This window comes from Nocardioides furvisabuli (assembly GCF_021083185.1).
In the GTDB taxonomy this organism is placed as follows: Bacteria; Actinomycetota; Actinomycetes; order Propionibacteriales; family Nocardioidaceae; genus Nocardioides; species Nocardioides furvisabuli.
The window spans coordinates 176777-189014 of sequence record NZ_JAIGQB010000003.1; the positions used below are offsets into that span (position 1 = coordinate 176777).

The following is a 12238-nucleotide window of genomic DNA, read 5'->3' on the forward strand; positions in this document are numbered from 1 at the left end:
CGCGAGGAAGTGCCCGCTCGGTGCGTTCCAGCGCGAGGAAGTGCCCGCTCGGCAGTCAGGAGCGGCTGCCCAGCCAGAGCGGCAGCACCGCGCCTGCGCCCGCCTCGCGCAGCGCGACCGCGGCGAGCGTCGCGCTCCACCCGGTCTCGACGAGGTCGTCGACCAGCAGCACCGTGGCGCCCGGCGGCACCTCGGCGACCAGCCCGCTGCGACGGCGTACGGCGGCGACGCGCTGCGCGGAGTTGGACTGCCCGGCGCGCGGGGGCACGGTCGCGTCGCGCACCGCCCACGTGCCGACGACCGGCACCTGCATCACCCGCGCGAGGCCGTCGGCGAGGTCGCGCGTCAGCGTCGGGCGGGTCGCCGACTCGGTGACGACGACCGCGTCGGGCCGGCTGCGCCACTGCGGCGCCCAGTCCTTCATCACGTCCATGACCGCCTGCGCCAGCACGGGCGGGACCGGACCGTCGGGGGTGTCCTCGCGGAAGAGGTCGCGCAGCGCCTGGCCGTGACCGAGGTCGGTGAGCCGGGCGACGGCCCGTCCCGGCTCGGCGCCGGCGGAGATCTTGCCCTTGAGGTCGAGGCCGAGGTTGGCCAGCGCGGTGGGCCACATCCGGCGCGGGTCGACCGTGATGCCCGGGCGGGACAGCCGCTGCCCCGCCTCCGCGACGGCGGCCTCGCTCACCGACGTCGACAGGTCGAGCCCGCCGCAGTTGTCGCAGCGTCCGCAGTCGGTGGCGCCCTCGTCGTCGAGCTGCTCGCGGAGGTAGCGCATCCGGCACTGGTCGGTGTCGAGGTAGCCCAGCATCGCCTGCTGCTCGCGCTCGCGGGCCTCCGCGACCCGGGCGTAGCGCTCGGCGTCGTAGTGCCAGGGGCGACCGGTGGCGATCCAGCCGCCCTGGACCCGCTGGACCGCGCCGTCGACGTCGAGCACCTTGAGCATCGACTCGAGCCGGTTGCGGCCGAGCTCCACGCGGGTCTCGATCGTCGCGGTGGACAACGGGCGCTCGGAGTCGGCGAGCGCGGCCAGGGTCTCGCGCACCTGCTCCTCGCGCGGGAAGCCGAGCGAGGCGAAGTAGGCCCAGATGTCGCGGTCCTCCACCTGGGGCAGCAGCACGACGGTGGCCTCGTCGGTGCCGCGGCCGGCACGGCCGACCTGCTGGTAGTAGGCGACCGGTGAGGCGGGCGCACCGAGGTTGATCACGAAGCCGAGGCTGGCGTCGAAGCCCATCCCGAGCGCGCTGGTGGCGATCAGCGCCTTGACCCGACCGTCCACGAGCGCCTGCTCGAGGCCGTGACGCTCGTCGGCCTCGGTCTGGCCGGAGTAGGCAGCGACCTCCAGGCCACGGTCGCGGAGGTAGCCCGCGACCTCCTGGGTGGCGGCGACGGTGAGGCAGTAGACGATGCCGGACCCGGGCTGCTCGGCGAGGTGGTCGGCCAGCCAGGCCAGGCGCTGCTCGGGCGTGCGGAGGCGTACGACGCCGAGGCGCAGCGACTCGCGGTCGAGGGTGCCGCGCTGCACGAGCACCGCGGAGTCCCCCGCGCCGTCGGCGTGCACCCCGAGCCCTTCGTGACGCGCGCTGGACGCGCTCCTCAGGACGAGCTGCTCGGCCACGTCGCCGGTGACGCGGGAGTTGGCCGTCGCCGTCGTGGCCAGCACCGGGATCCCCGACGGGAGCTCGGCCAGCAGCGTGCGGAGGCGGCGGTAGTCGGGGCGGAAGTCGTGGCCCCAGTCGGAGATGCAGTGGGCCTCGTCGACCACCAGCAGGCCGCACGTCGCGGCCAGCCGCGGCAGCACCTCGTCGCGGAAGCCGGGGTTGTTGAGCCGCTCCGGGCTCACCAGCAGCACGTCGACCTCGCCGGCATGGATCTGGTCGTGGATCGGCTGCCACTGGTCGATGTTGGTGGAGTTGATGGTCACCGCGCGGATGCCCGCGCGCTCGGCCGCGGCGATCTGGTTGCGCATCAGCGCGAGCAGCGGGCTCACGATGACCGTCGGGCCGGCGCCCTGCTCGCGCAGCAGCTTGGTCGCGACGAAGTAGACCGCCGACTTGCCCCACCCGGTGCGCTGCACGACGAGGGCGCGACGGTGGTCGACCGCGAGCGCCTCGATGGCCGCCCACTGGTCCTCGCGCAGGACGGCGTCGCCCTGCCCGTCCCGGGGGCCGACGAGGGCCCGCAGGTGGCGCTCGGCGGACTCGCGGGCCGAGCGGCGTACGTCGTCGGCGACGGGTGCGGCGGCAGTGGGGGTGGTCATGGCCCCTGTCTACCAACAGGGACCGACGGCCCACCCGGTGCCGGGGTAGTCCACCGGGAAGTGGTCGTGCGGCGCGACGGCCGGCGACCACGTCCCGGTGGACTACCGGGGCCCCGAACCACGGCTCAGCGCCGCGCGCTGCGCTCCAGGAACGTCTCGATGTCGACCCCGGCCCGGCGGGCGTCGCGACGCGCCTCCGGCGTGGTCAGGTCCGGAGCGACGAAGGTCTCCGGCTCGATGGTGCGGTCGGCGGCGGCGTACCGGCGCTGGAGCGCGGCCTGCTCGTCCGCCGAGGCGGAGGACTCCGCGACGACCTGCGCGGTCACGGCGACGGCGGCGCCGGTGAGCAGCGGGCTCACGGAGGGGGTGTAGCCGCCCGCGTGGCCGTTGGCCTTGGGGTGGTAGCTCTCGCTGATCGGGCTGGACAGTCCGTTGATCCACTCGTCGGCGGCGCACACCGCGTGGCCGATGAAGCGGCTGGTGGGGTTGGCGAAGGAGAAGCCGGCCGCCGAGGCCGCCGCGGCGAGGCGGCTGTTGAGCAGGTCGGCGGTCTGGTTGAGCCGCGACTGCTCCGCGGGAGAGAACCAGGTGAAGGCGTTGCAGTCCTCGCCGTTGAAGATCCGCGGGTAGCCCACGACGACGACCTTGGCGTACGGCGCGCGGCTGCGGATCTGGGAGTAGAGGGTCGTCAGCCGCGAGGGCAGGGTGTTGCTGATGAAGGACTGGGCGGTGTTGATCGCGCCGTCGCAGTTGCTCGCCCACCAGGGCTGGGCGCAGGTGGTGAGCACGTTGGCGAAGCCCGCGTCGTTGCCGCCGACCGAGATCGACACGTAGCTCGTGGCCGACGTCAGCGCCCCGAGCTGGGCGTTGGTGACGTCGGGGATGGTCGCGCCGGAGCAGGCGCGGAAGTTGAGCGCGTAGCCGCGGGCGGCGGCGATCAGGCTCGGGTAGGCCGAGGTGGAGCGCTGGCAGCTGGTGCCGTCACTGATGTAGGAGCGGGTGCCGGTGCCCGAGGCGTAGGAGTCGCCGAGGGCGACATAGGCCGGCGCGGCAGCCTGGACCGGCTGGAGAAGGAGCGGCGTGAGCAGCCCGGCGAGGGCCGAGCCCAGCACTGCCAGGCGACGAGTCGTGCGATTCATCTGGGTGAGTCCTCCGAGATCGTGGCCACCCGAGTGTGACCGCGCTCACAGTAGACACTCCAGTCCCGCCGGCACCAGACCGAGCGGTCTGGTTCTGCTCAGGCCCCGACGCGACGCAGCCGCGGACCGTCGGGCGGCAGGGTCGCGGCGTCGCGGAACGACTCGCCCACCAGCACCGGCACCACCTCGCTGACGTCGTGCTGCCCGGCGATCTCCACGTCCGCCACGAAGCCGGCCCCGCTCAGCTCGCGCCCGCCGGCGCAGTCGAGCAGGTCACCGGGAAGGTCCGCCGCGCGCCACGCGGCGATCGCCAGCCGCGCCTCGGGGCTGGCCGCGGCGTCGACGCCCAGCCCGTGGAGGAGGGCGTCGAGGACCGCACCGGCGCCCCACAGGTCCTCGGCCGCCGGGCGCAGCGTGTCGTCGTACCACCGCTCCCCCGCAGGTACGACGACCACGCTGGCGCCGTCGGCCACCCGCGGTGCCAGCCAACGGGCGACGGCGGCGGCGTTGCGCAGGCACGCCCCGACCACGCTCGACCCGGCATCGGCGAGCGCGAAGGCGATGCTCGAGCCGTTCGGCGAGGGCAGCACGAGGCGCTCGACCCCCTCGACCTCGGCCAGGCTGGCCGGCGAGAGCGAGACGTGGCGCGCGTCGCCGCGCGAGAGCGCCTCGAACCTGCCGACCGCGAGCGTGGCGGCGTGGCGCATGGCGTGCTCGGCCGCCCGGGCGTCGCGCCAGCGGAACGGGAAGACCTCGATCCCGCGCTCGACCGCGACGCTCAGCGTGGTCGTGAAGGACAGCACGTCGACGACGACGGCGTAGTCGGCCCGCACGGCGTCGGCGCCGGTCGGCCCCCACTCGAGGCGCAGGCGATAGCTGGACTGGTCGTGGCCCGGGATCGTCACGTGCTCATTCAACATCTCGCGCCGGGCCCGGGGCCCGACACGCCGTTCCGCGCGCGGCTCACCAGATCCGCACGCGCGACTCCGGCTCGAGCCACAGCCCGTCGCCGGGCGCGGTCTCGAAGACCTCGTGGAACTCGTCGAGGTTGCGCACGATGTTGGCGCGGAACTCGGCCGGGCTGTGCGGGTCGATCGTGAGGTACTGCAGCTCCTGCTCCTTGCGGCGCTTGGTGCGCCACACGTGGCTCCAGTTGAGGAAGAGCGAGCGCCGGTCCTCGATCGAGGCGACGCCGCCCTGGCTGATGACGTACGCCTTGTGCGCGATCGTCAGGCCGCCGAGGTCGCCGATGTTCTCCCCGACGGTGAGGCTGCCGTTGACGTGCTCGCCCGGCAGGTTGCGCGGCTCGAAGTCGTCGTACTGCGCGATGAGGGCCTGCGACTTGGCCTCGAACGCGGACTTGTCGTCGGCGGTCCACCAGTCGTGCAGGTTGCCGTCGCCGTCGTACTGCGCGCCCTGGTCGTCGAAGCCGTGGCCGATCTCGTGGCCGATGACCGCGCCGATGCCGCCGTAGTTCTCCGCGTCGGTGGCGTCGGGGCTGAAGAACGGGGGCTGGAGGATCGCGGCCGGGAAGCAGATCTCGTTGGTGCCGGGGTGGTAGTAGGCGTTGACCGTCTGCGGGAGCATCAGCCACTCGTCGCGGTCGACCGGCTGGCCGACCTTCTCGAGCTGGCGGTCGGTCTCGAAGGCCGAGGCCGAGGCGACGTTGCCCATCAGGTCGTCGGCGGAGATCTGGAGCTCGGAGTAGTCGCGGAACTCCGCCGGGTAGCCGATCTTGGGGTAGAAGCGGTCGAGCTTGTCGTACGCCTTGCGCTTGGTGTCCTCGCCCATCCAGTCGAGCGTCTCGATCGAGCGTCGGTAGGCGGTGACGAGGTTGGCGACCAGCTCGTCCATCATCTGCTTCGACGTGGGCGGGAAGTGCCGCGAGACGTAGACCTTGCCGACGGCCTCACCGATCGCGCCCTCGACGAAGTCGACGCCGCGCTTCCATCGCGCCCGCAGCTCGGGGGTGCCGTTGAGGGTGCGGCCGTAGAAGTCGAAGTTGGCCTCGACGAACGGCTCGGGCAGGTAGGGCGCGGAGCTGCGGACGATGCGCACGTGCAGGATGTCGCGCCAGGTCTCGACCGGCGTCTCGTCCAGCACCGTGGACAGGTGGGAGAAGAAGTCGGGCTGCATCACGATCGTGGTGCGCAGCGTCTCGTCGGTGCCGCCGAGGGCCGCGACGTAGGTCGACCACTCGAAGGCCGGGCAGAGCTCGCGCAGCTGCTCCAGCGACAGGTGGTTGGTCGTCTTCTGCACGTCGCGGGTGGCGGCGGCCTCCCAGTGACCCCCGGCCAGGCGGGTCTCGTAGGCCAGGACGCGGGCGGCCGCGCCGGCCGGGTCCTCGTGCTCGCTCAGGGTGAGCAGGGTGGTGAGGTAGGCGAGGTACTTCTCGCGGATCTCGGTGAACTTCTCGTCGCGGTAGTAGGACTCGTCGGGCAGGCCGAGGCCGCCCTGCGCGAGGTAGACGATGTTCTTCGAGGCGTCGACGCGGTCGGGGGTGATGTAGGAGCCGAACAGCCCCGGTCCGCCGATGCGCTCGAACATGCCGAGGAAGTCGGCGAGGGCCGTCAGGTCGCCGATCGCGTGGGCGCGGCCGAGCAGGTCGCGCACCGGCTCGAGGCCGAGCGCCTCGATCCGCTCGGTGTCCATGAAGGAGGCGTAGAGGGCCGCGATCTTGGTCTCCTCATCACTGGAGAGCTGGTCGACGGGACGGTCGGCGAGCTCGGTGATGATGTCGCGGACCTGCTGCTCGGCGGCGTCCGCGAGCGCGATGAACGCACCCCAGCTCGACTTGTCCGAGGGGATCTCGGTCTCGTCCAGCCAGCGCCCGTTGACGTGGCCGAAGAGGTCGTCCTGGGGGCGGATGTCGGGGTTCATGCCCTCGCGGGCGTCATCGAGGATCGTCACGCGTCCGACCCTAACCTCGCGCCCCCAAGCCGGGGACGCAGGCGGGACGTCAGCGCATCCGCACGACCGACTTGCCCAAGGTGCGGCGCTCGTCCATGTCGACGAGCGCCCGCCCGAAGTCGGCGAGCTCGTAGGTCGCGCCGACCGGCGGCTTCACGACCCCGGCGGCGATCATCGGCTCGAGGCGGTGCCACTGCTTCTGCATGTAGCCCGGGCGGGTCATGGCGTACGCCCCCCAGCCGACGCCGCGGACGTCGGTGTTGCCCAGCAGCAGGCGGTTGACCTTGACCTCCGGGATGCCCTGGCCGGCGGCGAAGCCGACCACCAGCACCCGGCCCTGCTCGGCGAGGCAGCGCAGCGAGTCGGTGAAGGCGGGGCCGCCGACGACGTCGAGCACCACGTCCACACCCACCCCGTGCGTCAGCTCCTTGACCGCGTCCTTGAAGTCGGGGCCGACGACGACCTCGTCCGCACCGGCCGCGCGGGCGAAGGCGGCCTTCTCCTCGGTGCTCACCACGGCGATGGTGCGGGCGCCGAGACCCTTCGCGACCTGGAGGGTCGCGGTGCCGACGCCGCCGGCCGCGCCGTGGACGAGGACCGTCTCGCCCTCGCGCAGCCCGCCGCGCTCCTCGAGCGCGAACAGGGCGGTGAGGTAGTTCATCGGGAGCGCCGCGCCCTCGTCGTACGACAGCGCGTCGGGCAGCGCGAAGGTGAAGATCGCCGGGTTGGCGACCTGCTCGGCCGCCCCGCCGTGCAGGTTCACGCCCGCGACCCGCTGGCCGACGGTGAAGGTGCTGGATCCATCGCGACTCGAGTCTGGCGAGCCCGGGTCGAGGACGACGCCTGCGAAGTCGACGCCGAGGGTGAAGGGCGGCTCGGGCTTGAACTGGTACTCCCCCCGGCTCAGCAGCAGGTCGGGGAAGGCCACCCCGACGCTGTGCACCTCCACGAGCACGTCGTGGGGACCCGGGGTGGGCCCGTCGACGTCACGGACGACGATGTCGGCGGGACCGGTGGTGGTGACGACCTGGACTGCCTTCATGGGGCGAGCCTAGGGGGCCGTGGTCGCAGGAGCCTCAGCCGACGGCCTTGACCTCGCTGAGCTCGAAGTGCATCGGGTCGGTGAAGCGCCAGTCCCCTCCCCAGGCGAAGCCCCACGTCTTGAAGATCGCCACCACGTCCCGGTCGATCTCCCCGACGGTGCCGCGCAGGTTGCCGGGCACGTTGAGGTCCAGCGCCAGGCCGAAGGAGTGGTTGGACAGGGTCGTGGTGTCGGCGATGAAGCGCGGGTAGTAGCACCCGGCGTACTCCCCCGGGTCGATCTCGTCGGCGAGCCCGCGCTGCTGCACCTCCAGCAGCGCGGCGCGCAGCTGCGGGAAGAGGTCCCGGTGACATGTGACGCTGCCGAGGATCGGCACCACCTCGGTGCGGATGTTGGCCGCCACCCACGCGGGGTCCGGCGCGATCCGGCCGCCACCGACCACGCGGTAGCGGTAGGTGCCGACGACGCTGCCCAGCGTGCCACCGGTCGGGATCGCGGTGAGCCTGGCGTCGGGGTCGAGGCCGATGCGCGACGCGACGTCGAGCATCTGGACCGACACGTCCTCGCCGACCAGGCGCTCGAGCGGCTTGCGGATCGTGGCGGGCGTGATGTCGTCGGTGGAGATGAGCAGGCCGTTGTCGGTGGCCATCTCGATGTCCTCGGCCCACGCGGTGTTGACCACCATGTCGATCGTCGGGATCTGGGGGGTGTACGCACCCACGTGCAGGGTCGGGGCGTCGTCGTCGTTGCCGAGACGGATCATCCCGTCGTCGTCCGCGAGCCGTCGGGCGACCGCGCGGTCGATCGCGAGCTCGCCGCCCGCCACCCGGTCCCAGGCCTCCTGGAAGTCGGCCACCTCGGCGCGGGTGAAGTGGCGGTAGGCGCCGGGGTCGACCGAGGCGACGGTCAGCACGCGGTTCTCCAGGCTGAGCTGTCCCAGCCCGATCCGCTCGGTGTGGGCGACGCCGTCGAGCGCCTCGATCTCCTCGACCAGGGCGTCGTCCAGCGGCTGGTCCCACTGCACCAGCACGTCGGCGCTCCACAGCCGGCCGTCGCGCTCGCCGGGCGGGTCGACGGCGTGGTCGGGGTCGGCGACCGGGACGGCCGGCGTCGGCGGGGGCTCGGTGGACGGCTCGGAGGAGGGCACCGGTTCCGGTACGCCGGTGCTGCCGGCCTCGCTGCAGGCGCCGAGCAGCAGGACCAGCACGGCTGCTGCCGCGCCGCCCCGCAGTCCCCGTCCTCGGCACATGCCACAGACCTTAGGCGGCAGGGGCAGGTCTGCGGACCCGAGCGGGGATGGTGAGCCACGAGACCACGCCGCCCACGACGAGCAGCGCCGCGCTGGCCACCATCGCCGAGCCGTACGCCGTGTCGAAGCGCGCCGGGTCGCGGTAGTCGTCGCCGGCCAGGCCGACGCCCATCGGCAGTGCGGCGACCGCGAGCAGGGATCCCGCGCGGGCGACCGCGTTGTTGATCCCGCTCGCCACGCCGGCCACCTCGTCGGGCGCCGCGGCGAGGACGGTCGCGGTCAGCGGGGCGACCATCAGCGCCAGGCCGAGGCCGAAGACCGTGAGGCCCGGGGCGACGTCGCGCCACCACACGACGTCGGGCCCGACCACCAGCAGCCAGAGCGTGCCGGCGGCCATCACCAGCGGCCCGAAGGTCATCGGGATGCGCGGCCCGATCCGCTCGCCGAGCGCGCCACCGCGGGCGGCGAGGAAGAGCATGCAGGCGGTGATCGGGAGCGTCGCCAGCCCGGCCGCGAGGGCGCCGTAGCCGCCCACGGTCTGCAGCTGGAGGACGAGGAAGAACAGGATCGCGCCGAGGGCGGCGTAGACGAGGAGGGTCATGAGGTTCGCGGCGCTGAAGGTCCGGTCGGCGAAGAGCCCCAGCGGGACCATCGGCTCGCGGATCCTGCGCTCCACGACCACGAAGGCCACGGCCGCAGCCAGCCCGAGGGCCGCGGCCCACGGCGTCACCGGTCCCCCGGCGTCGGTGAGCGCCCAGGTGGTCCCGGCGAGCGCGAGCGAGGCGAGCACCGCGCCCGGCACGTCGAAGCGGCCGTGCGCACGAGGGTCGCGGGTCTCCGGCACCCAGCGCAGCGCCAGCCACACCGTGAGTGCGGCGAGCGGCAGGTTGATGAGGAAGATCCACCGCCACGACGCGTGGTCGACGAGCAGCCCACCGACGAGCGGACCGAGCGCGGCGGCGATGCCTCCGAGTCCGGACCAGGCGCCGATCGCCCGGCTGCGGTCCTCGGCGCGGAAGGCGCCCTGGATCATCGCGAGGCTGCCGGGGGTGAGCAGCGCGCCGCCGACCCCCTGCAGCACCCGCGCCACGACCAGCACCTCGGCCGTCGGGGCGAGGCCGCACAGCAGTGAGGCCAGCGCGAACCAGACCGTGCCGATGACGAAGACGCGGCGCCGGCCGAGCCGGTCGCCCAGCGAGCCGCCCAGCAGGATCAGCGAGGCCAGCGAGAGCAGGTATCCGTTGGTGATCCACTGCAGCTGCGACAGCGAGGCGTCGAGGTCCTCGCCCATCGTGCGCAGTGCGACGTTGACGACCGTGCCGTCGAGCAGGGTCATCCCCGATCCGAGGGTCGCGGCAGCGACGACGCCCCGCGCGCTCGGCGTACCCCAGGCGACGGCGCTCACCCGGCAAGGGTAGGGCTCAGGTCGCGAGGACCCGCCCGGCCAGCCAGGCGATGTCGGCCCCGGTCTGCTCAGGCGAGCCCGAGGGCTGCATGACGTGGCTGAGCACCACGCGCACGACCATGTCGATGGCCGGGTCGAGGTGGGAGGCACCGATCCCGGGGGCGTACGGCACCACGCGGGCGCTGATGACCTCCTTGGCGACGCCGAGGAGCGAGCCGGCGTTCGTCGTCAGCAGCGGCAGCAGCTCGGTGTCGGCGCCGTGGGTGGCACTGACGACGGCGTGCAGGAGCGGGTTGGCGCGGGCGTAGGTGAGCACGTCGGACACCGCGCGCTCGATCGCACGCGTCAGGTCGGCCGGCTCGGCGTCGAAGGCCTCCTCGACCACCCGCAGGAAGCGGGCGAGCTCCTCGAGGATCATCGTCTCGGCGAGGGCCGGCTTGGACCCCACCTCGTTGTAGACCGTCTGCCGGCTCACTCCGGCCTCCTGGGCGAGGCGGGCCATGGTCACCGAGGCCCAGCCCGAGGAGGTGGTCATCGCCACGGCCGCCGAGACGATCCGGTCGCGGGTCGTCTCGGGCATGGCCACGAGTCTAGGAGGCCGCCTCCCCGGGTGCGGTGCCGCGCCGCTCAGGCCACCGACCGCTCGGGCTCGCACGGCACGAAGTCGACCTTCTCGCGCACGCCGCAGTCCGGGCAGCACCAGTCGGCCGGGATGTCGGCCCACGCGGTGCCGGCGGCGAAGCCCTCGTGCTCGTCGCCCGCGGCCACCTCGTAGACGTACTCACACCCGGGACACCGCGCGGCCAGCACCTCGGCGACGGCGCCGGGCAGGTACCCCTGCGCGGTCCGGGCCGCGGCGGCCGCGGCTGCGTGGCCGGCAGCGTCGTACCTGGCGAGGTACTCCTCCCGCTTGCGCGGGCTGATGTTGGCCAGCGACACGTCGCCGCCGAAGTGGTCGACGACCCGCTGGTCCATCACGCGCCGCCAGACGGCCGGCACGATGGCCAGCACGATCATCCCGGCGTAGCCGGTGGGCAGCGTCGGGCTCTCCTCGAAGTCGCGCAGCGTCTGGTAGCGCCGGGTCGGGTTGGCGTGGTGGTCGCTGTGGCGCTGCAGGTGGTAGAGCAGGACGTTGGTCGCGATGTTGTTGGAGTTCCAGCTGTGGCTCGGCAGCACCCGCTCGTAGCGGCGGCGCTCACCCTCGCCGACCTTCTGGCGCAGCATCCCGTAGTGCTCCATGAAGTTGACGACCTCGAGGAGCGAGAACCCGACGACCGCCTGGACCACGAGGAACGGCAGCACCTCGATGCCGAACGCTGCGACGACCCCCGCCCAGAGCACCACCGACATGAGCCAGGCGTTGAGCACGTCGTTGTCGAGGCGCCACGGGCTCTGCTTGCGCCGGGCCAGCCGGCGCTTCTCCAGGCGCCAGGCCGACGTCAACGACCCGCCGACCGTGCGCGGCCAGAACTGGTAGAAGCTCTCGCCCAGCCGGGCGCTCGCGGGGTCCTCGGGGGTGGCGACCCGGACGTGGTGGCCACGGTTGTGCTCGATGTAGAAGTGACCGTAGAAGACCTGCGCGAGCGCGATCTTGGACAGCCAGCGCTCGTTGGCCTCCTTCTTGTGGCCGAGCTCGTGGGCGGTGTTGATGCCGATGCCACCGATGCAGCCGATCGAGATCGCCAGGCCGATCTTGTCGAGGAGCGCGAGGGGCTGGTCGGCCAGTACGCCGAACGCGTCCCAGCCCCCGACCACGGCCATCGCGCCGAGGAACCCGGCGTACTGGATGGGCAGGAAGAGGTAGGTGATCCAGCGGTAGTAGCGGTCCTGCTCCAGCGCCTCGATGACGTCGTCGGGCGGGTTGGACCGGTCGAGGCCCGCGATCAGGTCGATCGCCGGCACGACGCCGAGGATCACGATGGGGCCGATCCAGAACCACACGCCCCAGCCGGTCGCGGCGTACCCGCCGAAGGCGACGAAGGCGAGGCTGGGCACCACCAGGCCGATGAGCCACAGGTAGCGCTTGCGGTCCCTCCAGAGCTCGGTCGTGCCCTCGGGCACCGTGCCGCTGGGAGCGAGTCGGGTGGGATGTCCAGCCATCTGCCTGATCTCCTGCCGTGGGGTTTACAGGACCATACGATCTGTAAAGTGCTTTGACAAGAGTCAGACTTCTGTCAATGACAGCGCGAGCGATGTCTCGTGGGGTGTTGCCCGCGTCACATGCGCGGAGCGCGGG

General features: G+C 72.7%; 9 protein-coding genes. All 9 read right to left on the reverse strand.

The annotated features are described in order from the left end of the window. Positions 1 to 55: 55 nt before the first annotated feature. The 9 genes from K4G59_RS07255 to K4G59_RS19975 all read right to left on the reverse strand — a co-directional run bounded on the left by K4G59_RS07255 (position 56) and on the right by K4G59_RS19975 (position 12102). Positions 56 to 2257 (reverse strand): RecQ family ATP-dependent DNA helicase, encoded by a 2202-nt coding sequence (locus K4G59_RS07255; RefSeq protein ID WP_231250300.1) that lies wholly within the window; start codon positions 2255 to 2257, stop codon positions 56 to 58. Between the two features lie 125 nt (positions 2258 to 2382). Beyond that, a complete protein-coding gene (locus K4G59_RS07260) occupies positions 2383 to 3396 on the reverse strand; it encodes an SGNH/GDSL hydrolase family protein (protein ID WP_231250301.1) in 1014 nt (337 codons plus the stop codon). 98 nt (positions 3397 to 3494) lie between these two features. Beyond that, complete coding sequence (locus K4G59_RS07265) at positions 3495 to 4301, reverse strand: 2-phosphosulfolactate phosphatase (RefSeq protein WP_231250302.1); 807 nt, start codon at positions 4299 to 4301, stop codon at positions 3495 to 3497. A 58-nt stretch (positions 4302 to 4359) separates the two neighbouring features. Next, on the reverse strand, positions 4360 to 6306 hold the full coding sequence (locus K4G59_RS07270; RefSeq protein WP_231250303.1) for a M13 family metallopeptidase: 1947 nt from the start codon (positions 6304 to 6306) through the stop codon (positions 4360 to 4362). 49 nt (positions 6307 to 6355) lie between these two features. Then, positions 6356 to 7348 carry an NADPH:quinone oxidoreductase family protein gene (locus tag K4G59_RS07275; protein ID WP_231250304.1) on the reverse strand — a complete coding sequence of 331 codons (993 nt, stop codon included), beginning with the start codon at positions 7346 to 7348 and terminating at the stop codon, positions 6356 to 6358. A gap of 34 nt (positions 7349 to 7382) precedes the next feature. After that, positions 7383 to 8597, reverse strand: coding sequence for a M15 family metallopeptidase (locus K4G59_RS07280; RefSeq protein WP_231250305.1), 1215 nt, complete (start codon positions 8595 to 8597; stop codon positions 7383 to 7385). Between the two features lie 10 nt (positions 8598 to 8607). Next, the gene (locus K4G59_RS07285) at positions 8608 to 10002 is read right to left on the reverse strand and encodes an MFS transporter (RefSeq protein ID WP_231250306.1); all 1395 of its coding nucleotides are present in this window, start codon (positions 10000 to 10002) and stop codon (positions 8608 to 8610) included. Between the two features lie 16 nt (positions 10003 to 10018). After that, on the reverse strand, positions 10019 to 10582 hold the full coding sequence (locus K4G59_RS07290) for a TetR/AcrR family transcriptional regulator (protein WP_231250307.1): 564 nt from the start codon (positions 10580 to 10582) through the stop codon (positions 10019 to 10021). A 47-nt stretch (positions 10583 to 10629) separates the two neighbouring features. Beyond that, on the reverse strand, positions 10630 to 12102 hold the full coding sequence (locus K4G59_RS19975) for a fatty acid desaturase (RefSeq protein WP_269209791.1): 1473 nt from the start codon (positions 12100 to 12102) through the stop codon (positions 10630 to 10632). Positions 12103 to 12238 lie beyond the last annotated feature (136 nt).